The organism is Teichococcus coralli (genome assembly GCF_009829925.1).
In the GTDB taxonomy this organism is placed as follows: domain Bacteria; phylum Pseudomonadota; class Alphaproteobacteria; order Acetobacterales; family Acetobacteraceae; genus Pseudoroseomonas; species Pseudoroseomonas coralli.
The window spans coordinates 269,756-292,269 of the sequence record NZ_SNVJ01000003.1 but is presented as its reverse complement, the minus strand read 5'-3'; the positions used below and the strand labels follow the sequence as shown (position 1 = coordinate 292,269).

Genomic DNA, 22,514 nt, shown 5'->3' with positions numbered 1-22,514 from the left:
AGGCCACCAATGGCAGGGAGCCACGACCATGCGCGCAGTCCCCATCTCCGCCGCTGCGCTGCTGGGCGCCATGCTGCTTTCGGCCTGCTCCGCCTCCAGCCCGGCGGATTTCGACCGCCGCATGGCGACCTTTGTCGCCGGCCCGGAGATCCAGCTCGTCAGCAGCCTCGGCGTGCCGCACCAGGTCTACGAGGTCGAGGGGCGGCGCTTCCTGCGTTATGACCTTTCCAGCGGCGCCACCGCGCCCTCCATCAGTCCAAGCATCGGCTTTGGCTTCGGCGGCGGAAGCTGGGGGCATGGCGGCGGCGTGGGGACGGGCATCGGCTTCGGCTTCGGCGGGGCGGGGGTGCCGGCGGAGCCCTGCGTCGTGACCTTCGAGGTGCGGGACGGGCGCGTGCTCAACTTCGAGCGGCAAGGCGAGGGCTGCCGCTGAGGCAGGCCACAAGGGCGCCAGCCAACACGCCGAAAACTCACCACGCCGGAAAAAAAAGCGCCTTCCCGAACCCGGAAAACCAGCCTGGAACGGCGTCTGGGGAGATGGTGCTGCTGGACAGGATTGAACTGTCGACCTCTCCCTTACCAAGGGAGTGCTCTACCACTGAGCTACAGCAGCGGGTGCGGTGAAAGCGAGGCGCTCTCTAGGCCGTGGAGGGAGCGGGCGCAACCCCTTTTCTGTGCCTTGGCCGGCTATTCGCGCGCGGCAGTTCCCGCTGCGCATCCCTCGCCCTGCAGGGGCGTTAGAGCGGGATGATGCGCAAGGCCCTTCTGCTCCTCGCCCTCTCCCTTGGCCTTTCCGGCTGCGGACTCGTTGCGGCGCCCTGCCGGATCGGCTCGGCCGCCCTCAAGATCGTGCCGCTGGTGGGCCATGCCGCCGCGGTGCCAACCGATGCCTGCGCCGCGGCCATCGATCCGTAGCCCTGGGGCGGTGCGGGCGGCGGAGAGCATCCGCCGCCCTGGCCGTCAGGCGCCCGGCTCGCCGAAGCGGTTGCCCTTGCGCAGCGCCTCCCAGACACCCAGCGCGGCGATTGCCAGGTTCGGCAGGGCGTTCTGCATCTCGGGCGAGATCGAGATGCCGAGGCCGGCGGTCAGGACCAGGAAGAGGCCACGCCAGGTGCTGGGCTGGCTGATCTGCACGCGAATCCAGGTTTCCATCATGGGTGCTCCTGAGGCGGGTTGAGAATGGGGCGGCGGGGGCGCCTACTGGCTGTCGACCGTCAGCGCCTCGGCGGCGATGGTCACGGTGCCGGGGCCGGTGATGGCCGCGCTCTGCGCCAGCAGGCCGTAGGCCAGCGGGTTGCCGCCGGAGGCGGCGTCGTAGAGGCCGACATGGGTGAGGGTGCCCACGGCGCCGTTGAACACGAAGCGAACGGTTTCCGCGTTCCGCTGCAGGCCGTTGCCGGTGAAGGTCATGCGCTGGCGGGCATAGCCGTTGCCGGCCGGCTCGCCGCTCAAGCCGCTGGCGGTGCCGCCGGTGCCGAGCGCGGCATAGATCGCGGTCGGCAGGGCGGGGGCGCGGCCGCAAAGCGCGCGGCCCAGGAGGTTGCGGGCGTAATCGGTCAGGATGGGCATGGAAGGTGGTCCTTGCCTTGAGGGTGGAAAAGTCAGGCCGCGGCGGAAAGCGCCTGCAGCATGGCGTTGGGCAGCCGCGCGGGGCGGAAGTCGATCAACTCCACCTCCCCGTTCGCCGCTCGGGTCAGCGCGCTGGAGCCATGGCCGACGAGCAGCCGCGACAGGCCCGCAGGCGTGCTGATGGCGGCGGACTGCACCGCCCCGCCGTTCATGCAGAAGGCCAGTTCTCCCGGTGCCCAGGCGAGGGCGGCGCGGAAGGGCGTTCCGGCGGTCATGTTGCCGCCGCTCAGGGCCGCCAGCGTGCTGCCGCCGCTGTCGGCCACGCCATGGACGGTGGCGCTGCCGGAAGTGTTGCGGATCAGCAGGCGGTTCGCGTCACCGCCGTCGTCGATCTGCAGCAACCCCTGGCTGGCGCTGAAGGGCGCGGCGGCGGGCAGCATCGCCCGGATGACCGCCGTGCCGCTGCCGCCGAAGCCGCCCGGTGGTGCCCAGACGGCCAGGTCCGCGGCCCGGCTGGCCGGCCCGAAGCTGCCGGCGGCGGGCAGCATCGGCGAGGTCGCCACACCGCCGAGCTCCAGTTGCGGCAGGCCGAAGCGCAGGCGCGCCGAGAAGGCGCTGCTTGCGTTGAAGTCCACGCCGTTGACGATGCGCGCCGCCGAGGGATCGCCGATGGCGCGCGTCGCGCGTGCCCGCTGGGTGGTGAGCGGGGCCGCGGTCGGCGCATTCGCGCCGATGTCCGTGGAAGCGATGAAGGTGCCGTTCGCGGCGCGCTCCATGACGCGGTGGGTGAAGGACACGTTGCCGACGCTGCCCGCGAGCAGCCGCATGAAGAAGCTCGAGGTCCAGACCTGGCCGGGTGCGCAGACGACCTGGCTGTTGCCCTCGAACACGACACGGCAGCCATAGGCCCCGCTGGTGGCGACGATGTCGGCATCCACATAGGGGATGCCGTCCTCGCTTCCCGTCGCCACGAAGCTGATGGTCACGCCCGGCGAGGTGTAGGTGTACCAGTAGTCTGGCGGGTTCGCCGTCGGGAAGCCGGCCGTGCCGGCATAGGCGCCACGCGGGTTGCGCAGGGCATTGGTCCGCGCTTCCTCGACCAGCAGGCGCTGCGCGGCGCCCTGGAAGCGTGGCATATCGCTGCCGACGGCCTGGTAGGCGCCCGCCGGATCGAGGGTGAGCGCCGTGCCGCCCCGCTGCACGACGACCCTGCCGGGATGGCCGGGGCCGAGGACGCGCAGCGCATTCAGATCCGCCACAAGGGCGGGCAGGCCGATCGCGATGCTCATCAGGGCGCTCCTGCCCCCGCCAGCTGGCAGATCTTCGTTGTGCCCCCGTCCGGCGAATAGACCAGCAGCGTCGCCACGCCGCCCGCGCGGATGCGGGTGAAGCCGTCGCTGTTGGTCGGTGCCGTGTTGCTGGTGAAGCCTGAAAGCGTCAGGCCGAGATCGCCTCCCGTGCGGTTGATGACGGTGCAGGAGAAGCCGTCGCCCGTGTTCGCCCAGGAAAGCGACAGGCTGGTGCCGCCGTTCGCGATCAGCATGCGTGCGTTGTGGCTGGCATGGCTCACCGTGGTGGCGCCGGAGAGCAGCAGGGTGCTCGTGCGGCGCTCGGTGAACTGGCCGTCGACATACTGCTTGGTGGCGGCCTGCAGGTTGGTGGCCGGGTTCGCCGGCAGCACCAGCGGCCCGGTCAGCGTCACCGTGCCGTTGGCCGCGAGCCGGAAGCGTTCGGCCACGCTGCCGCCGGAGCGGGTTTCGAGCACCACCGCGCCGGCCTCGCCGCCGCTGGCCACGGCTTCGGCAACCGTCACCAGCCGCGCGAAGACCTGCTCGCTGCCGGCGCTGTTGTTGCCGGTGGCCTCCAGCACCGCGAGCCGGTCGTTCGCCGCCACGCTGCTGGAGAGGCGGCGCAGGCGCAGGGTCTGTGCCTGGGTCATGCCGCTGCCGCCGAGCGTCAGCGCCGGGTTCAGGTTGCCGCTGTCCCCCGCGAAGACGCAGTCGGTGCCACTGATGCTGAAGCTGGCGGCGTTGGTGTTGCCCGTGCCGTAGAGCTTGATCTGCGCGCCCGCGCTGGCGCTGCGGCGATGGATGTTCACCGCTCCGTCCGTATCGGCCGAGAGACGGGTCTCGATCGCCGCGGCCGAGGAGACCGAGGCCAGTTCCACCCGCCCGGCGGCGATGCGCTGCGTCGTGGTGGCGCCGGCCATGCGGTTGCCGGCCAGTTGCAGGCGCTGCATGGCGGCCGCGTTGTCGGCGGTGAAGGTGGTGGAGCTGGTGTCGCAGCCGGCGACGATCAGGTTGCCCGCGCCATTGCCCAGGTGGATGGCGCTGACGGTGACGTTGCCGGTGCCCGGCGCGCCGGTGAAGTCGCAGCCGATCAGCGAAAGCTGCCCGCCCAGCACCTCGGCGATGCGCCGCGCCCCGCCGGTGACGTTGACGCCGATCACCTCGTGCTGCTCGCCGCCGGTGGTGTTCACCTGGATCGAGCAGCCCTTCGAGGAGAGGAAGCCACCCACCCACTTCGTGCGCAGCGCCGTCCCGGCGATGCGGACGCCGATGCTGGCCGGATCGGCCGCGTCCACCCAGCCATCGGCGCCGATGTTGAAGAAGCTGCAGGAATGCGTCTGGTCCTGCACGTCGAAGCCGATGTCGTGACCGTACTCGAAGCAGTTCTCCAGCGTGGCCATGTCGCAGTCGTAGACCACGTAGCCCGCGCCGGCGCGCCGGTTGGCGCTGACATAGACGGCGCCACCTGAGGTCCAGCCGGCGCTGTAGGTGGAGTTGTTCAGGTCGAAGCGCGTGCTGTCCACCACGGTGATGGCCCAGCGGCCATAGGTGGCGGGCGCGCCGGAGTCGCGCACCTCGGCGATGTTCACCAGGTCGCCGCTGGAAAGGCCGTGCGCGGTGGCGGTGGTGATGCGGAACCGCCCGCCGCCGTTGCTGGCGATGCCGGTGATCAGCAGCCGCGTGTTGGACCAGCTGCGCGAGGTGGTGATCAGCGGGTGCCAGTTCACCGCGCTGATGCGCGAGACGTCGTAGGAGCGGCCGAGATAGAGGCCGTTGGTGCAGTCGCCCAGCACGTCCTGGATGCGCACGCGGGCGTTGCCGTCGCTGTAGATGCCCCAGTTGAAGCCGAGGATCAGCAGGCGGGTGAGCAGGCTGTCGGCACCGTTGCCGTCGCTGTTGCCGCTGCCGCCGTCGCCGAGGGTGATGGCGGTGCCGGCGAAGGCCGCGGCGGCGTCCAGCCCCTGCCGCAGGCTGGCCGGCTGCGTCAGCCCGTCGCGCAGCACGGCGATGCCGTCGAGCCCGGCGTTGCGGCGCACGCGGATGGTGCGCGCCGCGTCCAGCAGGAGCGCATAGCGCACGCCCGCGAAGTCGCCGTTCTGCCGCCAGCCGCCGGAGCCGGGCCGGCCCTGCAGGAACACGCCGTCCTTCACGTCCAGTTCCGCCGCCACGACCCGGTAGCGGCGCGGCCCGATCCGCACCGTGCCGCCGCCCTGCGCCGCCGCCGCATCGATCGCGGCCTGGATCGCGGCGGTGTCGTCCGTGATGCCGTCGCCGGCCGCGCCGAAGTCGCGCACATGCAACGCCCGCTCGGTCAGCACGCTGGTGCGCAGCTGGGCGAGGGTGGCGCGGCGGGTTTCGGCGAAGCTCGCGCTGCCCTGCACCACCGGCGCCAGGTCCGCGTCATTGAGTGCGGCGGCATAGGGCAGTTCACTGATCTTCTTGTCGGACATGGGGGCGGAAATCCTTGCGGCGGAAGGGAGCGGACGGTCGGACGGGTGCGCTCAGAGCAGCATTTCGCCGCCCTGCTGGGCGGTGATGGTCGCGCCGGACTCGGTCAGCAGCGCGAGGGGCTGGGTGACGACAAAGGAAGCGGAGGTCTGTGCCGCCAGCGGCTCCTGCGCATCGGCCACGCGGATGCGGTAGCCCGAGCCGGGTTCGGGCGCGGTGAAGCTGGCCGAGGCGGTGCCGGAGGCGACGGCCACCGAGATCGGCCCCGCGATCACCGTCCCCGCCGCGTTGAGCATGGTGAAGACCAGCGTCGTCACCGGCCCCGTGGTGCGCGCCCCCACCGTGAAGCTGCGGCCGACATAAAGGCCGGTCGGCACCGGATCGAGCGCCACGCTGCGCGTCACCGCCGTCACGAGCGGCATGCTGAACTGCAGGCCGAAGGCGCTGTAGGCGTTCAGCCGCAGTGGCGGCGCCGAGGCGTCGAGCACCAGCCCGTTGCCAACACCCGCGCTGCTCCGTACCGGCAGGAAGGTCAGCGAATCCGCCGATTGCAGCACCACCACATGGCCGGGCTGCAGGCGGTCGGTCACGCTGGCGAAGTAGCCGGGCGCCAGCACCGCGGCACGGGTGTCGCTGGTGACGTAGAGCCACAGGGTGAAGCTGTCCGTGCTGGCGAGCGAGGACAGTCCACGCGGATCGAAAGGCATGCGCGTCTCCTGGAGAGGCGAGAAGGGGGGCGGGTCCGGGGCGTGCCGCCGCCCGGCGCGCAGGCGCGCGCTCCATCCGGCCTGGGGGAGGGCCGGGCGAAGGGGGGGAAATGACGGCGGGAGGGGAGGACCAGGCGCAATTCGCCCGTTGATGCGATAGGAATTAATAGATGAAGGAGGGCATGGTCAAGAAAAAAATCCTACACAAGCCGCGCAAATTTGGCTTGCCCTCGCCATCCGTGATGGACCCCGGCTTGAAGCTTCACTAGCGTGCGGCCTTCTCGCCCTCGCCCGGGAGTTGCCTGATGCTCCGACGCCTGCTCGTGGCCGCCCTTTGTGCCGTCGCCCTCATGCCGGCCATGCCGCTGGCCGGCCGCGCCGAGGAGCCGGTCCTGAACGTCTACAACTGGTCGGACTACATCGACCCTGCCGCCGTGGAGCGCTTCCAGAAGGAAACGGGCATCCAGGTCCGCTATGACGTGTTCGACAGCCTGGAAACGCTGGAGGGCAAGCTTTCCGCCGGGCATTCGGGCTACGACGTCATCGTGCCGACCAGCGAGCCGACCTTCTCCCGCCTGGTGCGCGCCGGCGCGCTGAAGCCGCTGGACCGCGCCAGAATCCCGAACTGGGGCAACCAGGACGCCACGCTGCTGCGCCAGGTCGGGAGCAGCGACCCCGGCAACAAGCACGGCGCCATCTATCTCTACGGCACGATCGGCCTCGGCATCCGCGCCGACAAGGTGCGCGAGCTGCTGCCCGACGCCCCGCTCGACAGCCTCGACCTGCTGCTGAAGCCGGAGAACGCGAAGCGCCTCGCTGGCTGCGGCATCGCGGTGATGGATTCCGCCACCGACGTGCTGCCCAGCGTGCTGCACTGGCTCGGCCGCGATCCTGACAGCGCCGGGAGTGCCGACCTTCAGGCCGCCGGCGAGGCGCTGCAGGCCATCCGCCCCCACGTCCGCGCCATTGTCGCCAGCGGCACCATCCTCGATGCGCTGGCCACCGGCGAATACTGCGTGGCGATGACCTATTCCGGCGACGTCATCCAGGCCAAGGCGCGCGCCGACGAGGCGGGGCAGGGCGTCCGGCTCGGCTATGTCCTGCCGAAGAAGGGCGCGCAGCTCTGGTTCGACATGCTGGCCATCCCGGCCGACGCGCCGCACCCGGAGGCGGCGCACCGCTTCATCAACTTCCTGCTGCAGCCCGGGGTGATGGCCGGCATCACCAACGCGGTGCACTACCCCAACGCGGTCCCCGCCGCGACGTCGATGGTGGACGAAGCGGTGCGCGAGGACCCCAACGTCTACCCGACGCCGGAAATGCTGGCCCGCACCTTCACCGTGAAGGCGCTCTCGCCGCAGGCCGAACGCGCCCGCAGCCGCCTCTGGAACCGCTTCAAGGCCGGGCGTTGAGCACTCCGCTGCTGTCGCTGCGCGGCCTTCTGAAACGCTTCGGCGAGACGGTCGCGCTGGACCGTCTCGACCTGGACGTGCCGTCCGGCGAGTTCCTGGCCCTGCTCGGCGGCTCCGGCTCGGGAAAGTCCACCCTGCTGCGCATGGTCGCCGGCTTCGAGGCCCCCGATGCCGGGCAGGTGCTGTTCGACGGGCGTGACCTGGCCGGCGTGCCGCCGCATGCGCGGCCGTTGAACATGATGTTCCAGTCCTACGCGCTGTTCCCGCACCTGACGGTGTCGGGCAACGTCGCCTACGGACTGCGGCGGGAGGGCGTGCCGCGCGCCGAGCGCGACCGGCGGGTCGCCGGGGCGCTGGCGATGGTCGGCCTGGAGGGCTTCGACCGCCGGCTGCCGCACCGCCTTTCCGGCGGCCAGCGGCAGCGCGTCGCATTGGCCCGCGCGCTGGTGAAGCGCCCCCGCCTCCTGCTGCTGGACGAGCCCCTCGGCGCGCTGGATGCCGGCCTGCGCGAGCGCACCGGCTTCGAGCTGCGCGCCCTGCAGCGCGAGACCGGCGCCGCCTTCATCATGGTTACGCACGACCAGGGCGAGGCGCTGGCGCTGGCCGACCGCGTGGCGGTGCTGGAGCAGGGCCGGCTGGTGCAGCTCGGCCCGCCGCGCGCGGTCTATGAGCGGCCCGCCACCCGCTTCGTGGCCAGCTTCCTGGGCGGCGCCAACGTGCTGGAAGGCCAGCCCGACGGAGCAGGGGGGCTGGACTGCCCCACGCTTGGCGGCACGCTTCGCCCCGCCGGCCCCCTGCCGCCGGCCACCACCGCCTGCGCCCTTCGCCCCGAGCGCATCGCCCTCCGCCCCGGCGCCAGCGGCACCAACACCGCCGCGGGCATCATCGAGGAGGTGGCCTTCCGCGGCGACGACAGCCTGCTGCTGGTGCGCATGCCCGGAGGCGCGGTGCTGCGCGTCGGCCATGCCGAGGAGGACGGCGCCCCGCCGCCGCGCGGCAGCACGGTGCAGCTGGCCTGGGAGGCGGCCGCGGTGGTGCCGCTGCTCGGCTGATGCGCCGCCTGCCGCTGCTCGTTCCCGTCCTCTGGCTGGGCCTGCTGGTCGCGCTGCCCCTGCTGGTGGTGCTGGTGCTTTCCGTCTCCTGGCCGGCGGAAGGCGTGCCGCCCTTCACCCTGCCCGGCGTGGCGGGGCTGAACGGCGACGCCTTCGCCCTGGTGCTGGGCGACCCCTACTACCGTGCCGCCTTCGGCAAGGCGCTGGTGGTGGCCGGCTCCACCGCCGGGCTCTGCCTGCTGCTGGCCTTCCCGATGGCGCTCGGCCTGGCCCGCGCCCGCGCCGCATGGCGCGCGCCGCTGCTGCTGCTGGTGCTGTTGCCCTTCTGGACCGGCTTCCTGCCGCGCCTCGGCGCCTGGATCGGCCTGCTGCGCGACGAGGGCTGGATCAACCACCTGCTCCAGGCCTGGGGCCTCATCGAGACGCCGCTGCCGCTGCTCTACTCCTGGCCGGCGCTCTTCCTTGGCATGGTGCACGCCTACCTGCCCTTCGCCGTGCTGCCGCTCTACGCGAGCCTTTCCCGACTGGAGCCGGTGCTGGAGGAGGCGGCGGCCGATCTCGGCGCCAACGGCTTCACCGCCTTCCGCACCGTCACGCTCCCGCTCGCCACCCCCGGCGCCGCGGCGGCCTTCCTGCTGGTCTTCATCCCGGCGGCCGGAGAATACGTCATCCCCGAGCTGCTCGGCCCGCCCTCCGCCCAGGTGGTCGGCCGGGTGCTCTGGCAGGAGTTCTTCCAGAACCGCGACTGGCCCACGGCGGCGGCGCTGGCGGTGCTGCTGCTGCTCGCCCTGCTGGTTCCCATCCATCTGTTCCAGCGGCTGGAGGCGCGCGCGTGAGGCGCTCGGCCTTCCCCCGCCTCGGCCTGCTGCTCGGCCTGCTCTTCCTCTGGCTGCCGGTGCTGCTGCTGGCCGGCTATGCCTTCAGCGACGCGCGCATCCCATTCCAGTGGGGCGGCTTCTCCTGGCGCTGGTTCGTGGCGCTGGCGGGCAACGAGCGCATGCTGGCGGCCGCCTGGCTGTCGCTGCGGGTCGCGGCGGGCGCGGCCACCCTGGCGGTGGCGCTGGGCGCCTGCATCGGCTGGGTACTGGCGCGGCAGGGGCCGTTCCGCGGCCGGCCGCTCTTCGGCGCCCTGGCCGGTGCCCCCCTGGTGCTGCCGGACGTGGTGATCGGCTTGTCCCTGCTGCTGTTCTTCGTGCTGCTGGAGGGCGCCACCGGCTGGCCGGCCGAGCGCGGCGCCACCACCATCCTGCTCGCCCATGCCACCATTGGCGGCGCCTATGCCGCCGTGCTGGTCCAGGCTCGCCTCGCCACGATGGAGCGGGACCTGGAGGAAGCCGCGCGCGACCTCGGCGCCGGCCCCGCCACCAGCTTCGCCACCATCACCCTGCCGCTGCTGGCGCCGAGCCTGGTGGCCGGCTGGCTGCTCGCCTTCACCCTCTCGCTGGACGATGTGGTGGTGGCGAGCTTCGTTTCCGGCCCCGCCGGCACCACCCTGCCGATGGTCGTCTTCTCCATGCTCCGCCTCGGCCTGACCCCGGAGATCAACGCCCTGGCGGTGGTCATCCTGCTGGTGGCCCTGGCGACGGCCGGGGGCGCGCTGCTGCTGCTGCGCGGCGTGATCGGCCGCCGCTGAGCCGCGGCGCCGCTCCGCCCGCCACGGCCCTGTGGCAGCCCGGCAACAAGGCGCCGCCAACCGATACCGGGCCCGGATCCGGCCGGATTTGGATTCATCCCGCGCTTGCAACGGCCCGGCCATTCCCCATGATCTTTCCTGTGGACGACCTGCGTGGTCGCTTCCGGCCGCCATCGGGCCTTCCGCCGAACGCAACGTCGCCGCCACCGCGGTGAGCGGCACGGGAGGACACATGATGGACACCGTCTGGACCCTGGAGCGCGCCTCGCCGCCCGAGCGGGCCTCCATCCACCATATCGGCACCGCTGACGTCTGGGACGCCCTGCGGCGCGGCTGGGACGACTTCCTGGCCACGCCCACACAGCTCATCTTCCTGGCCATCATCTACCCGATCATCGGCCTGATCGCCGCCAACGCCATGGCGGGGCGGGCGCTGATGCCGCTGATCTGGCCGGTGATCTCGGGCTTCGCGCTGGTCGGCCCGCTCGCCGCCCTCGGCATCTACGAGCTGAGCCGCCGCCGCGAGAAGGGACTGCCCGTCTCCTGGGTGAACGCGCTGGACGTGCGCCATTCGCCGGCCTTCGGCTCCATCCTGGGCCTCGGGGCGATGCTGCTGGTCCTCTTCGTGGTTTGGCTGCTGGTGGCCGAGGCGCTCTACGCCGCCACCATCGGCGACATGCAGCCAACCTCGATCCGCGCCTTCGCCGACCGGCTCTTCGGCACGCCCGAGGGCCTCACGCTGATCGTCGTCGGCAATGCGGTGGGCTTCCTCTTCGCGCTGGCGGTGCTGATGCTGACGGTGATCTCCTTCCCCATGCTGCTGGACCGCGGTGCCGAGGGGCGGGCTGTCGATGCCGCCACGGCCATCCGCACCTCCATCCGCGCGGTGCGCGCCAACCCGCTGCCGATGGCGCTCTGGGGCCTCATCGTCGGCGTGCTGCTGCTGCTGGGCAGCCTGCCGCTCTTTGTCGGGCTGGCGGTGGCCGTGCCGGTGCTCGGCCACGCCACCTGGCACCTCTACCGCAAGGTGGTCACCTACTGAGGGGGCAGGTCGCCCCGAAATGCCTCCCGGCAGCCCGCTGCGGGTTGCCGGGGGCGCCGTTCGGGCGTTAGGGTCCGCGGCCTTCCTGTGCTGGATCCGTTGCGACCATGAACCTGACCGCCGAGCGGCTCGACCGCATCGCCCCCTCCCAGACCATCGCCATCACCGCCAAGGCGCGGGCGCTCAAGGCGGCGGGCAAGGACATCATCAGCCTTTCCGCGGGCGAGCCGGACTTCGACACGCCCCAGAACATCAAGGACGCGGCGATCCGCGCCATCCAGGCCGGCGAGACCCGCTACACGGACGTCTCCGGCACCAGGACGCTGCGCGAGGCCGCCGCCGCCTACTTCAAGCGCGAGCACGGGCTGGACTACAAGCCGGAGGAGATCGTCGTCTCCACCGGCGGCAAGCAGGTGATCTTCAACGCCATGCTGGCCACCATCGACGCCGGCGACGAGGCGATCATCCCGGCGCCCTGCTGGGTCTCCTACCCCGACATCGTCTCGCTGGCCGAGGGCAAGCCGGTCATCGTCTCCGCCGGGCAGAACCAGGGCTTCAAGATCACCCCCGAGCAGCTCGAGGCGGCGATCACGCCCCGCACCAAGTGGTTCATCCTGAACAACCCCTGCAACCCGACCGGCGCCGCCTACAGCGAGGCCGAGCTGAAGGGGCTGGCTGAGGTGCTGCTGCGCCACCCGGACGTCTGGGTCTTCACCGACGACATCTACGAGAAGCTGGTCTACGGCGACTTCAAGGCCCGGACCATGGTGGAGGTGGAGCCGCGGCTGCGCGACCGCACCATCACCATGAACGGCTGCTCCAAGGCCTGGGCGATGACCGGCTGGCGCATCGGCTTCGCCGGCGCCCCGCTGGCGCTGGCCAAGGCGATGGACAAGCTGCAGAGCCAGTCCACCTCCAACACCTCCTCGGTCTCCCAGGCCGCCGCCGTGGAGGCGCTGAACGGCCCGCAGGGCTCCGTCGAGGAGATGCGCAAGGTCTACGAGAAGCGCCGCGACCTCGTGGTCGGGCTGCTCAACAAGGCCCCGGGCATCCACTGCATCGTGCCGGACGGCGCCTTCTACGTCTTCCCCTCCGTCCATGGCTGCCTCGGCAAGATCACCGCCTCGGGCAAGCGCATCGAGACGGACGAGGACTTCGTCACCGCGCTGCTGGAGGAGGAGGGCGTGGCCGCCGTGCACGGCTCGGCCTTCATGTTCCCCGGCCATTTCCGCATCAGCTACGCGACCGACGACGCCTCGCTGATCGAGGCCTGCACCCGCATCCAGCGCTTCTGCGCCGGCCTGAGGTGAGCGAGGGGGAGGAAGGGCGGGGCGCCGCTCCGTCCTTCCGCTTCCGCGCCGCGGAGGAGGCGGATTTCGAGCGCCTCCTCGACCTCTCCATCCGCGCCCTGCGCGCCGACCTGGAACGCCTCGGCCGCTGGGATCCCGCCCGCCGCCGCGCCCGGATGCGCGAAAGCTTCGACCCCGCCGCCACCCGGCGCATCGAGGGCCCGTCCGGCCGGCTGCTCGGCTGTGTCACGCTCCGCCATCATCCCGGCCACACCGAAATCGCCAACCTCTACCTTGAGCCGGACTGCCAGGGCCGCGGCCTCGGCCGCGCCGTGATGGCCGCCCTGCTGTCCGAGCGGCCCGGTCTTCCGGTCCTGCTGGAAGTGCTCAAGGAAAGCCCCGCCCTGCGCTTCTACGCGCGTCTCGGCTTCGTGCCGGAGCGGGAACAGGCCTTCGACTGGCTGCTGCGCCTGCCGCCGCGCGCCTGAGTGCAGCCATCCCCCGCCCGTGGCGTTGCCTGGGCAAGAAAGAACCCCGCAGGAGGAAAGTTCATGCGCTCTGCCTTGCCGCTGCTCGTTCTGCTGCCGCTCGGTGCCTGCGCCGATGCGGCCTATCAGGTGCCAGTCGTCAGCCCGGCCGCCCAGGCCGCCGCGAGCGCCGAAATCCAGCAGGGGCAGGCGCCGGTGCGCCGCCCCCTGACGGATGAGCAGGCCAAGGAGGCCATCGCCCGGGTGGCGCGCCGGCTGGCGCCCGCCGGCAGCGCCGTCTGCCAGGACCTTGGCCGCCAATGCGCCTGGCGCTTCGTCTATGATCCCAGCCAGGAGCTGAACGCCGCCGCCACCGGCGAAGGCGACATCATCGTGCAGCGCGGCACCGCGGAATACGCCCGCAACGACGACCAGATGGCCTTCGTCATCGCCCATGAGATGGCGCACCATGCCGCCAACCACGTGCGGAGCACCAACACCCGCGCCCAGCTCGGCGCCGCGCTCGGGGGCGTGCTCGCCTCGGTGATCGGCTCCTATGCCGGGCTGCAGGCGGATGGGCTTGTGCAGGGGGCGGCCGGCATCGGCTCGCAGCTCGCCGTCATCTCCTACAGCAAGGCGCAGGAGCGCGAGGCCGACGCGATCGGCGCCACCATCCTGCACGAGGCCGGCTACGACGTGGGCGAGGCGCGCGAGATGCTGGTGGCCCTCGGCCGGCTCTCGGGCCAGACCCGCACGAGCCTGCTTTCCACCCATCCCGCCGGCCCCGACCGTGTGGCCTCCTTCGACGCCGCGGTGGCCGACATGCGCGCGGTGAACTGGCAGCTCTCGCCGCAGGGGGTGGGGCGCAGCGTGACCCCGAAATAGCGGCCGGCGGGGAGCGGGCGCCGCTCCCCGCCGCCTTTTCAGTCCAGGCGCAGCGCCACCCGGCCATCGATGGCGCCTTCCTCCATGCGGGCGAGGATGTCGTTGATCCCCTCCAGCGCGCCCCAGCTGAAGTGTGGCGCCACCTTCCTCGCCGGCGAAGGCCAGCGCCTCCTCCAGGTCCTTCCGCGTACCGACGATGGAGCCGCGCCCCATGATCCGCTTCAGCACCGTGTCGAAGACCGGCGCCGGGACCGCCTCGATCGTCAGCGGCCCGCCCAGGCGCCGCGCCACCGCGGCCCCCATCATTCGGGCCATCATTCGGGCCATCATTCATCATCCTTGCCGGCGCCGGCCTGACCATACGGCGCGCCGCGCGGGGCCGCCCTGCGCCGGATCAGGGCCGCGGCACCTTGGCGGCGGCGCCAACCAATCCTAGGCTGCGCCCCTTCGCCCGCCTGACATGTCGGAGACCATCGCACCCATGCCCGCCCTTGCCGGACGCCTCAAGAACATCGCCGTTTCCGCTTCGGTCGTCATGGGCACCCGTGCCCGTGAGCTGGCTGCCGAGGGCAAGAAGGTGATCAGCCTCGCCAGCGGCGAGCCGGACTTCGCGACCCCCGCCCACGCCATCGAGGCGGCGCACCAGGCGGCGCTTTCCGGCGACACCAAGTACCCCCCGACCGACGGCACCCGCGCCCTCAAGCTGGCCGTGCAGAAGAAGTTCAGGCGCGACAACAACCTCGACTACGCGCTGGATGAGATCCTCGTCGCCAATGGCGGCAAGCAGATCATCATGGACGCGCTGCTCGCCACCTGCGACCAGGGCGACGAGGTGCTGATCCCCGCCCCCTACTGGGTCAGCTACGCCGACATGGCGAAGCTCGCCACCGGCACGCCCACCTTCGTCAACTGCCCGCAGAACAACGGCTTCAAGCTGCGCGCCGAGGACCTGGACGCCGCCATCACGCCGAAGACCAAGTGGCTGTTCCTGAACTTCCCGAACAACCCGACCGGCGCCTCCTGCTCCCGCGCGGAGATGCAGGCGATCGCCGAGGTGATGCTGAAGCACCCGCATGTCTGGATCCTGACGGACGACATGTACGAGCACCTCGTCTATGAGGGCGAGTTCTGCACCATCGCCGAGGTCGAGCCGCGCCTGAAGGACCGCGTGCTGACGGTCAACGGCGCCTCCAAGACCTATGCCATGACCGGCTGGCGCGTCGGCTTCGCCGGCGGCCCGAAGCCGCTGATCAAGGCGATGACCAACATGCAGGGCCAGCTCACCAGCGGCATCAGCACGGTCAGCCAGGCCGCGGCCGCCGCCGCGCTGGAGGGGCCGCAGGATCTGATCGCCGAGCGCGCCGCCATCTACCGCGAGCGGCGCGACCTGGTCTGCGCCATGCTGGCGGACGCGCCGGGCCTCAGCTGCCACAAGCCGGAAGGCGCCTTCTACGTCTATCCCAACATCGCCGCCTGCCTCGGCAAGACCAGCAGGGGCGGCAAGCGGATCGAGACCGACACCGACTTCGCCCTGGCCCTGCTGGAGGAGAAGCTGGTGGCCACGGTGCAGGGCACGGCCTACGGCATGAGCCCCTACATCCGCATCTCCTACGCCACCGACACCGAAAGCCTGCGCGAGGCCTGCGCCCGCATCCAGGAGTTCTGCCGGGAGCTGTCGTGAACGCCATGCAGGCCATCATCCGCCCGGGCCGCGACGAGGATGCGGCGCAGTACATCCGCCTGGTCGGCGATGCCTGGGCGGAGTACCCGAACTGCATCCTAGACGTGGACGGCGAGGTGCCCGAGCTGCGCGCCCTGGCGAGCTACTTCGCCAAGGCGGGCGGCGCCGTCTGGGTGGGCGAGGCGGATGGCCGCCTCGCCGGCATGGTCGCCACCCGCCCGCTCGGCTCCGACCGCGCCTGGGAGATCTGCAAGATGTACGTGGAGAAGGCGCAGCGCGGCACCGGCCTCGCCCACGCGCTGATCTCCCGCGGCGAGGACCACGCCCGCCAGCAGGGCGCGGAGCGCATGGTGCTCTGGACCGACACGCGCTTCGAGGCCGCGCACCGCTTCTACGAGAAGCGCGGCTACGTCCGCGCCGGCTCCATCCGCATCCTCGACGACATCTCGAAGTCGCTGGAGTTCCGCTACGCCAAGCCGGCCACCGGCCTGGCCGTGGAGGCGCTGGACGCCGCCGCGGCCGCCAGCGCCGAGCGCAGCCTGGCCAGCATCCTGGCGGCCTGCGTGGCCGATGGCGCCAGCCTCGGCTACCGCGATCCGCTCTCGGCGGAGATGGCGCGCACCATGTGGCGCAAGGTCTCGGCCGATGTGGCGATGGGCACGCGCCTGCTGCTCGTCGCCTGGCAGGAGGGGCGCATGGCCGGCACCGTGCAGCTCGACCTCGCCACCCCCGAAACCGAGGCGCACCGGGCCGTGCTGCGCCAGCTCCTGGTGCATCCGGACTTCCGCCGGGCCGGCGTCGGCCGGGCGCTGGTCCAGCGTGCCGAACAGGCCGCGCGCGGCATCGGCCGCAGCCTGCTTACGCTGGATTGCCGCGCCGGCGAGGCGGCCGCCTCGCTGCTGCTTCGCCTGGGCTGGACGGAAGCGGGCCGCATTCCCGGCTTTGGCCGGACCCGCGAGGGCGCGCCGGCGGACCAGATCATCCTTTACCGCGGCGTGTAGGACGGCCGGGGGAGAAGGAATTCTCCCCCGGCCCCCCTTTCGTTTTTCTGCCCGTCTTGCCGCGCTCACGGCCGACGCGCGCCGAAGCTGACAAAAGGAAGATGGGGGCTCGGGGGAATTCCGCCCCCCGACCTTGTCCCCGGTGCCCTGCAGCACCTTGGCGCCGGAGTTGGCCCTGTTACCATCCCGGCATGATCACGCCCGCCTATTGCCGCACCATGGCGGCCTACAATGCCGAGATGAACCGGCGCTTCTACGCCGCCGCCGCCAGGCTGGACGACGCGGCGCGCCGCCGCCCGCGCGGCGCCTTCTTCGGCTCGCTGCACGGCACGCTCTGTCACCTCGTCTGGGGCGACACGATGTGGATGAGCCGCTTCGACGGCGGCCCGCCGCCCCCGGTGAAGCTGCCCGACAGTTCCCGCATGATCGCCGACTTCGCCACCCTCCAGGCCACGCGGGAGGCGCTCGACGCCCGCATCGAGGCCTGGGCGGGAGGGCTCGACCCGTCCCGTCTGGAGGGCGACCTCGCCTGGTTCAGCGGCGCGGCCGGCCGCGAGGTGCGGCGGCCGATGGCGCTGCTGGTGGTGCACTTCTTCAACCACCAGACCCACCATCGCGGCCAGGCCCACGCCCTGCTCACCGCCGAAGGCGCCAGCACCGGCGACACCGACCTGTTTCTCGTGCTGCCCTGACCCTCGCGCAGCGGGAGGCCGCGCCCGGAACTCCTCCCGCCATGCCGCGTTTTCACTGCCGAACCACAAGGGAGACGCGCAATGACGGACATCAACCAGGCCCGTATCCTGATCGTCGCGACAGATGGCTTCGAGCAGCCCGAACTCCTGGTGCCGCTGGAGCAACTCCGCGCCAAAGGTGCCAAGGTCGAGGTCGCGGCCCCCGACAAGACGCGTGAGCCCGGCGTCATCGTCGCCTGGAACGGCGCCGCGCAGCCGGAGAACTGGGGCGAGAAGGTCAAGGTGGACCGCAAGCTCGGCGAGGTGAAGGCGGCCGATTACGACGCCATCGTGCTGCCCGGCGGCGCGATGAACCCGGACCACCTCCGCGTCAACCAGCAGGCCATCGCGCTGGTGAAGGATTTCGCTGCGCAGGGCAAGATCGTGGCCGCCATCTGCCACGCGCCCTGGATCCTGGTGGAGGCCGGGCTCGCCAAGGGCCGCAAGATGACCTCCTTCGCCTCCATCAAGACCGACGTGCAGAACGCTGGCGCCACCTGGCTGGACGAACAGGTGGTGACTGACCAGGGGATCGTCACCAGCCGCTCGCCCGAGGACCTTGATGCCTTCGTGGCCAAGATCGTCGAGGAAGTGCGTGAAGGCCGCCACAGCCGTCGCGCGGCTGCCTGAGAAGGCGGCACAGGGGAGCGACGCCGCTCCCCTGCGGCCGGATTGTCAGCCAAGAAATGGCTCCAGGGCGGCCAGCACCGCTTCCGGAGCCTCTTCCGCGAGGTAGTGCCCGCTCTCCACCGGCCCGCCGCTGACCGGCCCGCTGGCATAGCTGCCCCAGATTTCCAGAGGCCGGTACCAGAGCCCGATCTTCCCCCTGGCGCCCCACAGCGCCAACAGGGGGCAGCGGATCTTCTCGCCCGCCGCCCGGCTGGCCCGGTCATGCTCCAGGTCGATCGACGCGGCCGCGCGGTAGTCCTCGCAGATCGCGGTGACGGTGCCGGGCTGCCGCAGCGCCGCCAGGTAGTCGGCCCGTGCCTCCGGGTGGAAGAAGCCGCGCCCCTTCGGCTCGCGGCTCGTGTGCTGGTCGAACCAGTCCTCCACGTCGCGCAGGATCATCCGCTCCGGCAGGTCGTGCTGCTGGGCCAGAAAGAACCAGTGGTAGTAGCCCATGGCGAAGGCCATGTCGGTGCGCTCGAAATGCTCGATGGTCGGCACGATGTCGAGCACCGCCAGCCGCTCGACCGCCTCGGGCGCATCCAGCGCCAGCCGGTGTGCCACGCGGGCGCCGCGGTCATGCGACACCACCCGGAAACGCTCATGCCCGAGCTGCCGCATCAGGCCGCGCATGTCGCCCGCCATGGCGCGCTTCGCATAGGGGGCGTGGTCCGCGCTGGGTCCCGGCTTTCCCGAGAAGCCATAGCCGCGCAGGTCGGGGCAGACGACGGTGAAGCGCCGCGCCAGCGCCGGCGCCACCCGGTGCCACATCGCATGGGTCTGCGGGTTGCCGTGCAGCAGCAGGAGGGGCGGCCCCTCGCCGGCGCGCCGCAGCCGGAGACGCTGGCCCTCGACCATCCTCTCCTCCAGCGTGAACCCTTCGAAGATCATGACGCTTCCTCCCTTCCGCCTGTGTCCTCAGCGCAGCACGAGAAAGGCCCCGAGCACCAGCCCCACCGCCGCCATGGACAGCGAGTAGGCCCACCAGCCCGGCCGCGGCCCGAGGGCGGCGAGGATGCCGCTGAACACGGCCGAAAGCGCGAGGCCGAACGCCGCCTCCTGCCAGGCGTGGAGCAGCCAGCCCCAGGCCAGCAGCCCGAGCCAGGCGAGGAAGGCAAGCCTGGACACGATCTTCCAGACGGCCTCGGCCGCGTCGGAAGCCGGGCGCAACTCTGGAATGCCGGCCCGGCTGTGGATGGCGGCGGCACCGGACAGCAGCATCAGGGCAGGGAAATAAAGGTCCATGCTCCCCGCGGTAGCCGCGCCGGGTCGGTTTGCCAATCCTGCGGGGCCTCGACTTCGGCGGCGCCTCGCGTAGTGTCGCGGCCCCGAACCGAGACCTGGGAGCGGCGGCCCGCAGCGCCGGCCGCTTCCGCCGCACAGGAGTGAGCAGAATGGGTCGTGGCCGACCGAAGAGCGTGGCGCGCAAATCCGGCCGGCAGGTGGTGGATCCTGGCCAGGAAATCTCGCAGCTCCGCCGTGAACTGGAAGAGGCGCGCGCCCTGCTGCGCAATGTGGAGCTCAACCGCACGGAGGCGGGCAGCCTGACGCTCGCCCGCCGCCTGGCGACGCTGGAGGAGGAGCGTCAGGTCGCGCGGGGGCTGGCGGTGGAGGCCGCGCTGGCGCGCTCAAAGGTCGAGGCGGAGCTGAAGGCCCTGCGGGACGCCATCGAGAAGGCGCCGGGCGTCTGGGGCTGGCTGTTGCGCCGTGCCCGCCGGCGCCTGCGCTGATGGCTGGCTTCAGCCCGTCACCGCCGCGGCGGTCCTGAGCCGCGGGGCCGGCCCGCCGGCAGGCCGGCGGAAACCGACGAAGTCGGGGAGCTCGGTGCTGAAGCCGTGTTCGCCGTTCATCAGGCAGACGGCTTCCAGCACGTCGTCGGTGCCGAGCGGACTGCCTCCGCGGCGTGCCTCGGCGGCGCGCGCGCATTCCTGAGTGCCGGCACCCAGCAACGAGTCGCCCAGCACACCGGCGGTTAGCCACAGGCACAGGAAAAATGCCGTGGAGCCGAGAACGACCTTCAGGATCTGCATGGCTGCGCTCCTTCCCCATTCTGGGAAATGCACCCTTGCCTGGACGCGACGGCGCGGCAGGCAGGAAGCAGAATACCGGCCACTCCTCACCATCTCGTTAATCCCCCATGGGCGAGCCGTCAGCTCACCCGAAGGCCCACCGGACCGTCTGCGCGACGCCGAAGGTGCCGGCGCGGATGAGCGGGCGGCCAAGCAGGGGCGTGTGCAGCCCGTGCATGCGCTGCGCCCAGGCCGGCAGCAGGTCAACCGCCGCCTGCATGGTCAGGGCCTGAACCGGCTCCACCCGCCTTCCTCCGCCGGACTGCCCCAGCACGAGGCGCGCCACCTCGCGCGTCCGCGCATCGCAGGCGAGCTGCCGCCGCATCGTGATCATCAGCCGCTGCGCGGCGGAGCGCGTCGTTGGAACCGGGTTGGCGCCAAGCGCGACGGCGACCTGCGCCATTTCGGCGAAGTAGCGGTCCTGATCGGCCATCGGCATGCGCGGCTCGGCATAGCGGATCCAGGCGTCGAGAAAGCTGGAGGCCTCGGTCACATGCACCCATGCCAGCAGCCCCGGGTCGTCCGCGACATAGGGCGTGCCGTCCGGCAGCACGCCGCGAACCCGGCTGTGGATGTTCCGCACGCGCGCGATGGCAGCCTCCGCCTCCGCGCGCCCTCCATAGGTGGTGAGCGCGATGAAGCGGGCGGTTCGCCGCAGCCGGCCCGCCATGTCGGTCCGGAAGTTGGAATGGTCCCAGACGCCCGCCAGCACGCCAGGGTGGAGCATCTGCAGCAGCAGGCTGGCAACGCCGCCGACCATCATCGAGGCCACGTCGCCATGCACCCGCCAGGCGACCGCCCCTGGCCCGAACAGCCCGTCCGGGCGCCGCACGACCGGTTGCTCGCCACGGGCGCGATCGTTGAACATGGCGACCACCCGGGCGACGATCGCCTGCTTCACCGGCCGGGTCAGGTCACCGGGCCGCAGGGGCGCGAGGGCGCCCGTTCCCGGCCGTGATGGGCGGGCCTGCCGGCCTGCCGGCGCGCGCTCCTCGTCGCTGTGGGGCTTCATCCGGCGTGTTGCCTCCCGGGCTCAAGGGCGGGCGGGGCAGCATCCGCTTCCCACTCCGCCTCAGGGGAGTATCAACGTTCGGGCGGGTGGAAAGGCTGCGCCTGAACTGACCGCCCTTGCTACTCCAGCACCGCGGGAACCACCGAAGCGGCCAGCAGCAGCCCCATGGCGATGTTGAAGGCGCGCATCCGGCGCGGCGAGGCGAGCCATTGGCTGCTGCCCGCCCCAAGCAGCGCCCAGGCACCCAGGCTGGGCAGGGTGACCAGCATGAAGAGGCCTGCCAGCACCAGCACCTGCGCGGTCAGGTTCTCGCCGGGCAAGGTATAGGTGGCCGTGGTCGCCACCGCGAGAATCCAGGCCTTCGGGTTCACCCACTGGAAGGCGCAGGCCCCCCAGAAGCCGACCGGCGCCCCGACGCGCGGGCTTTCCGCGGCGGCGGGGCTGCCGGCACGGGCGATCTGCCAGGCCAGCAGCAGCATCCAGGCGGCGCCGGCCCAGCGCAGCGCCGTGTGCAGCCCGGCATGGCTGGCCAGCGGCTGGGCGAGGCCGGTGCCGATCACGGTCAGCATGAAGCCGAAGCCGAGCGCAACCCCGAGGATCAGCGGCAGGGTGGCGCGCAGCCCGTGCCGCGCGGCGGTGGCGAGCGTCATGATGTTGTTCGGTCCCGGCGTGGCCGATGCGGCGAAGGCGAAGCCCAGAAAGGCCAGAAGATCGGTGCTCACCGTGGCGCACTCCTGCGGAACGGGCATCCTGCGGCGGGGAAGGAGAGGAGGTCCATGGCCTGGCTCCGGGAAACAACCTGGCTGGCCAGGTGCGCAACGAAACCCCGGCCGGTCCGACAGGGATGGGGAGGGGATGCCGCTGGAGTCAGCGCAGGCCCGTCACCCGCCCGCCAGGGCGGATGATAACGCGTAAGGCGAGGCGGTGGCGCATGCGGCGCATGCCCCAATCACGTCACGGCTGCTGACCTATGTAAAGGCGTATTCGCCGCGCCGGGCCGCCGCCCGGCTAGAGCGGATCCCGTTCCGATGGCATCATCCGGACAGGTGAAGAGGCTCGTCAAAACAAACGGCCAGAGCATTTCCCGTGAGCCAGAGCGAACGGAAAATGCTCTAGCCTGTCGTTTCGCCGAACCACACGCCAGCCAGGGCCGCCAAGCAGACCAGCACCAGGAAGCCGTTCACCGCGAAGAGCAGGAAGCGCGGCAGCCTTTGCACGTCCGGCTGCGGCGGCGGGGCGCCGGCCTTGAGCTCGCGCCAGATGGCGGCGATGAAGCAGAAGGCGCTGAACAGCACCAGCACCGAGCCGGTGGCCAGCACGCCCCATTCCGGCAGCACGCCGCCCATCACCTTCTTCGCGCCGACCCCGGAGGCGAGGGCGGCGAAGCCGGTACGCACCCAGGCGGCGTAGGTCCGCTCCGCGGCGAGGACCGTTCGGTCCGCGGCCAGCTCGGTCCGGCGATCGGCACTGTCCTTCGGCTGGCTGCCCGTCCGCTCCAAGGGCTGCCCCTCCTGTCAGGATGCACGCCGCCGGATCAGCGGGGCGCGGCGACCGGCCGTGC

Annotated in this window: 26 protein-coding genes and 1 tRNA gene; 15 read left to right on the top strand and 12 right to left on the bottom strand. The window is 71.5% G+C overall.

From position 1 onward, the window contains the following. Window positions 1-28 precede the first annotated feature (28 nt). Window positions 29-433, top strand: coding sequence for a hypothetical protein (locus E0493_RS05300; RefSeq protein WP_160935873.1), 405 nt, complete (start codon window positions 29-31; stop codon window positions 431-433). 105 nt (window positions 434-538) lie between these two features. Here the strand turns inward: E0493_RS05300 and E0493_RS05295 are convergent. Beyond that, window positions 539-613: transfer RNA gene (locus E0493_RS05295), tRNA-Thr, on the bottom strand. Window positions 614-750: 137 nt separating this feature from the next. Between E0493_RS05295 and E0493_RS23040 the strand changes: the two genes are divergently transcribed. Beyond that, window positions 751-915 carry a DUF6726 family protein gene (locus tag E0493_RS23040; protein WP_202396915.1) on the top strand — a complete coding sequence of 55 codons (165 nt, stop codon included), beginning with the start codon at window positions 751-753 and terminating at the stop codon, window positions 913-915. 45 nt (window positions 916-960) lie between these two features. Here E0493_RS23040 and E0493_RS05290 read toward each other — a convergent pair whose 3' ends face one another. From E0493_RS05290 to E0493_RS05270, 5 genes are read right to left on the bottom strand one after another with little or no spacing between them, the layout of a single operon-like run. Then, complete coding sequence (locus tag E0493_RS05290; protein WP_160935872.1) at window positions 961-1,152, bottom strand: hypothetical protein; 192 nt, start codon at window positions 1,150-1,152, stop codon at window positions 961-963. Window positions 1,153-1,197: 45 nt separating this feature from the next. Beyond that, window positions 1,198-1,569, bottom strand: a complete 372-nt coding sequence (locus E0493_RS05285) for a phage tail fiber protein (RefSeq protein ID WP_160935871.1) — start codon at window positions 1,567-1,569, stop codon at window positions 1,198-1,200. A 32-nt stretch (window positions 1,570-1,601) separates the two neighbouring features. Further along, on the bottom strand, window positions 1,602-2,858 hold the full coding sequence (locus E0493_RS05280) for a hypothetical protein (protein WP_160935870.1): 1,257 nt from the start codon (window positions 2,856-2,858) through the stop codon (window positions 1,602-1,604). Beyond that, complete coding sequence (locus tag E0493_RS05275) at window positions 2,858-5,308, bottom strand: glycosyl hydrolase family 28-related protein (protein WP_160935869.1); 2,451 nt, start codon at window positions 5,306-5,308, stop codon at window positions 2,858-2,860. The genes E0493_RS05280 and E0493_RS05275 overlap by 1 nt, the downstream gene beginning before the upstream one ends. A gap of 51 nt (window positions 5,309-5,359) precedes the next feature. Continuing rightward, on the bottom strand, window positions 5,360-6,013 hold the full coding sequence (locus tag E0493_RS05270) for a hypothetical protein (protein WP_160935868.1): 654 nt from the start codon (window positions 6,011-6,013) through the stop codon (window positions 5,360-5,362). A 305-nt stretch (window positions 6,014-6,318) separates the two neighbouring features. Between E0493_RS05270 and E0493_RS05265 the strand changes: the two genes are divergently transcribed. From E0493_RS05265 to E0493_RS05205, 12 genes are all read left to right on the top strand, one after another. Then, entirely contained in the window at window positions 6,319-7,425 is a 1,107-nt protein-coding gene (locus tag E0493_RS05265) for a polyamine ABC transporter substrate-binding protein (protein ID WP_160935867.1), read from the top strand. Beyond that, window positions 7,422-8,477, top strand: coding sequence for an ABC transporter ATP-binding protein (locus E0493_RS05260; protein ID WP_160935866.1), 1,056 nt, complete (start codon window positions 7,422-7,424; stop codon window positions 8,475-8,477). The genes E0493_RS05265 and E0493_RS05260 overlap by 4 nt, the downstream gene beginning before the upstream one ends. Continuing rightward, window positions 8,477-9,313: an ABC transporter permease gene (locus E0493_RS05255; protein ID WP_160935865.1), complete on the top strand. Its 837-nt coding sequence runs from the start codon at window positions 8,477-8,479 to the stop codon at window positions 9,311-9,313. The genes E0493_RS05260 and E0493_RS05255 overlap by 1 nt, the downstream gene beginning before the upstream one ends. After that, entirely contained in the window at window positions 9,310-10,110 is an 801-nt protein-coding gene (locus tag E0493_RS05250) for an ABC transporter permease subunit (protein WP_160935864.1), read from the top strand. The genes E0493_RS05255 and E0493_RS05250 overlap by 4 nt, the downstream gene beginning before the upstream one ends. Before the next feature lie 232 nt (window positions 10,111-10,342). Next, the gene (locus tag E0493_RS05245; protein WP_160935863.1) at window positions 10,343-11,152 is read left to right on the top strand and encodes a DUF2189 domain-containing protein; all 810 of its coding nucleotides are present in this window, start codon (window positions 10,343-10,345) and stop codon (window positions 11,150-11,152) included. Between the two features lie 107 nt (window positions 11,153-11,259). Continuing rightward, complete coding sequence (locus E0493_RS05240; protein ID WP_160935862.1) at window positions 11,260-12,462, top strand: pyridoxal phosphate-dependent aminotransferase; 1,203 nt, start codon at window positions 11,260-11,262, stop codon at window positions 12,460-12,462. Further along, the gene (locus E0493_RS05235) at window positions 12,459-12,929 is read left to right on the top strand and encodes a GNAT family N-acetyltransferase (RefSeq protein WP_202396914.1); all 471 of its coding nucleotides are present in this window, start codon (window positions 12,459-12,461) and stop codon (window positions 12,927-12,929) included. Before E0493_RS05240 ends, E0493_RS05235 begins: the two co-directional genes overlap by 4 nt. A 63-nt stretch (window positions 12,930-12,992) precedes the next feature. Next, window positions 12,993-13,793, top strand: coding sequence for a M48 family metalloprotease (locus E0493_RS05230; RefSeq protein WP_160935861.1), 801 nt, complete (start codon window positions 12,993-12,995; stop codon window positions 13,791-13,793). A 481-nt stretch (window positions 13,794-14,274) separates the two neighbouring features. Beyond that, a complete protein-coding gene (locus E0493_RS05220) occupies window positions 14,275-15,474 on the top strand; it encodes a pyridoxal phosphate-dependent aminotransferase (protein ID WP_160935860.1) in 1,200 nt (399 codons plus the stop codon). A 5-nt stretch (window positions 15,475-15,479) separates the two neighbouring features. Continuing rightward, window positions 15,480-16,475, top strand: a complete 996-nt coding sequence (locus tag E0493_RS05215; RefSeq protein WP_160935928.1) for a GNAT family N-acetyltransferase — start codon at window positions 15,480-15,482, stop codon at window positions 16,473-16,475. 191 nt (window positions 16,476-16,666) lie between these two features. Beyond that, window positions 16,667-17,167 (top strand): DinB family protein, encoded by a 501-nt coding sequence (locus tag E0493_RS05210; protein WP_160935859.1) that lies wholly within the window; start codon window positions 16,667-16,669, stop codon window positions 17,165-17,167. A gap of 81 nt (window positions 17,168-17,248) precedes the next feature. Continuing rightward, window positions 17,249-17,836, top strand: coding sequence for a type 1 glutamine amidotransferase domain-containing protein (locus E0493_RS05205; RefSeq protein ID WP_160935858.1), 588 nt, complete (start codon window positions 17,249-17,251; stop codon window positions 17,834-17,836). Window positions 17,837-17,881: 45 nt separating this feature from the next. On the opposite strand, the gene E0493_RS05200 is transcribed toward E0493_RS05205, so the two are convergent. Next, entirely contained in the window at window positions 17,882-18,763 is an 882-nt protein-coding gene (locus E0493_RS05200; RefSeq protein WP_160935857.1) for an alpha/beta fold hydrolase, read from the bottom strand. A 27-nt stretch (window positions 18,764-18,790) separates the two neighbouring features. After that, window positions 18,791-19,117 (bottom strand): multidrug DMT transporter permease, encoded by a 327-nt coding sequence (locus tag E0493_RS05195; protein WP_160935856.1) that lies wholly within the window; start codon window positions 19,115-19,117, stop codon window positions 18,791-18,793. Between the two features lie 149 nt (window positions 19,118-19,266). Between E0493_RS05195 and E0493_RS05190 the strand changes: the two genes are divergently transcribed. Then, window positions 19,267-19,602, top strand: a complete 336-nt coding sequence (locus E0493_RS05190; RefSeq protein ID WP_160935855.1) for a hypothetical protein — start codon at window positions 19,267-19,269, stop codon at window positions 19,600-19,602. Between the two features lie 9 nt (window positions 19,603-19,611). Here E0493_RS05190 and E0493_RS05185 read toward each other — a convergent pair whose 3' ends face one another. The 4 genes from E0493_RS05185 to E0493_RS05170 form a co-directional block, all read right to left on the bottom strand. Further along, on the bottom strand, window positions 19,612-19,902 hold the full coding sequence (locus E0493_RS05185; RefSeq protein WP_160935854.1) for a hypothetical protein: 291 nt from the start codon (window positions 19,900-19,902) through the stop codon (window positions 19,612-19,614). 124 nt (window positions 19,903-20,026) lie between these two features. Continuing rightward, window positions 20,027-20,953: an oxygenase MpaB family protein gene (locus tag E0493_RS05180; protein ID WP_160935853.1), complete on the bottom strand. Its 927-nt coding sequence runs from the start codon at window positions 20,951-20,953 to the stop codon at window positions 20,027-20,029. 119 nt (window positions 20,954-21,072) lie between these two features. Then, window positions 21,073-21,675 (bottom strand): LysE family translocator, encoded by a 603-nt coding sequence (locus E0493_RS05175; RefSeq protein WP_367614458.1) that lies wholly within the window; start codon window positions 21,673-21,675, stop codon window positions 21,073-21,075. A 390-nt stretch (window positions 21,676-22,065) separates the two neighbouring features. Continuing rightward, window positions 22,066-22,452: a YidH family protein gene (locus tag E0493_RS05170; protein ID WP_160935851.1), complete on the bottom strand. Its 387-nt coding sequence runs from the start codon at window positions 22,450-22,452 to the stop codon at window positions 22,066-22,068. Window positions 22,453-22,514: the final 62 nt, after the last annotated feature.

Excerpts from the sequence above, each read along its gene's own strand:
- E0493_RS05300 (WP_160935873.1), top strand. The coding sequence starts at position 29 with ATGCGCGCAGTCCCCATCTCCGCCGCTGCGCTGCTGGGCGCCATGCTG.
- E0493_RS23040 (WP_202396915.1), top strand. The coding sequence starts at position 751 with ATGCGCAAGGCCCTTCTGCTCCTCGCCCTCTCCCTTGGCCTTTCCGGC.
- E0493_RS05290 (WP_160935872.1), bottom strand. The coding sequence starts at position 1,152 with ATGGAAACCTGGATTCGCGTGCAGATCAGCCAGCCCAGCACCTGGCGT.
- E0493_RS05285 (WP_160935871.1), bottom strand. The coding sequence starts at position 1,569 with ATGCCCATCCTGACCGATTACGCCCGCAACCTCCTGGGCCGCGCGCTT.
- E0493_RS05280 (WP_160935870.1), bottom strand. The coding sequence starts at position 2,858 with ATGAGCATCGCGATCGGCCTGCCCGCCCTTGTGGCGGATCTGAATGCG.
- E0493_RS05275 (WP_160935869.1), bottom strand. The coding sequence starts at position 5,308 with ATGTCCGACAAGAAGATCAGTGAACTGCCCTATGCCGCCGCACTCAAT.
- E0493_RS05270 (WP_160935868.1), bottom strand. The coding sequence starts at position 6,013 with ATGCCTTTCGATCCGCGTGGACTGTCCTCGCTCGCCAGCACGGACAGC.
- E0493_RS05265 (WP_160935867.1), top strand. The coding sequence starts at position 6,319 with ATGCTCCGACGCCTGCTCGTGGCCGCCCTTTGTGCCGTCGCCCTCATG.
- E0493_RS05255 (WP_160935865.1), top strand. The coding sequence starts at position 8,477 with ATGCGCCGCCTGCCGCTGCTCGTTCCCGTCCTCTGGCTGGGCCTGCTG.
- E0493_RS05245 (WP_160935863.1), top strand. The coding sequence starts at position 10,343 with ATGATGGACACCGTCTGGACCCTGGAGCGCGCCTCGCCGCCCGAGCGG.
- E0493_RS05240 (WP_160935862.1), top strand. The coding sequence starts at position 11,260 with ATGAACCTGACCGCCGAGCGGCTCGACCGCATCGCCCCCTCCCAGACC.
- E0493_RS05230 (WP_160935861.1), top strand. The coding sequence starts at position 12,993 with ATGCGCTCTGCCTTGCCGCTGCTCGTTCTGCTGCCGCTCGGTGCCTGC.
- E0493_RS05220 (WP_160935860.1), top strand. The coding sequence starts at position 14,275 with ATGCCCGCCCTTGCCGGACGCCTCAAGAACATCGCCGTTTCCGCTTCG.
- E0493_RS05215 (WP_160935928.1), top strand. The coding sequence starts at position 15,480 with ATGCAGGCCATCATCCGCCCGGGCCGCGACGAGGATGCGGCGCAGTAC.
- E0493_RS05210 (WP_160935859.1), top strand. The coding sequence starts at position 16,667 with ATGATCACGCCCGCCTATTGCCGCACCATGGCGGCCTACAATGCCGAG.
- E0493_RS05205 (WP_160935858.1), top strand. The coding sequence starts at position 17,249 with ATGACGGACATCAACCAGGCCCGTATCCTGATCGTCGCGACAGATGGC.
- E0493_RS05200 (WP_160935857.1), bottom strand. The coding sequence starts at position 18,763 with ATGATCTTCGAAGGGTTCACGCTGGAGGAGAGGATGGTCGAGGGCCAG.
- E0493_RS05195 (WP_160935856.1), bottom strand. The coding sequence starts at position 19,117 with ATGGACCTTTATTTCCCTGCCCTGATGCTGCTGTCCGGTGCCGCCGCC.
- E0493_RS05190 (WP_160935855.1), top strand. The coding sequence starts at position 19,267 with ATGGGTCGTGGCCGACCGAAGAGCGTGGCGCGCAAATCCGGCCGGCAG.
- E0493_RS05185 (WP_160935854.1), bottom strand. The coding sequence starts at position 19,902 with ATGCAGATCCTGAAGGTCGTTCTCGGCTCCACGGCATTTTTCCTGTGC.
- E0493_RS05180 (WP_160935853.1), bottom strand. The coding sequence starts at position 20,953 with ATGAAGCCCCACAGCGACGAGGAGCGCGCGCCGGCAGGCCGGCAGGCC.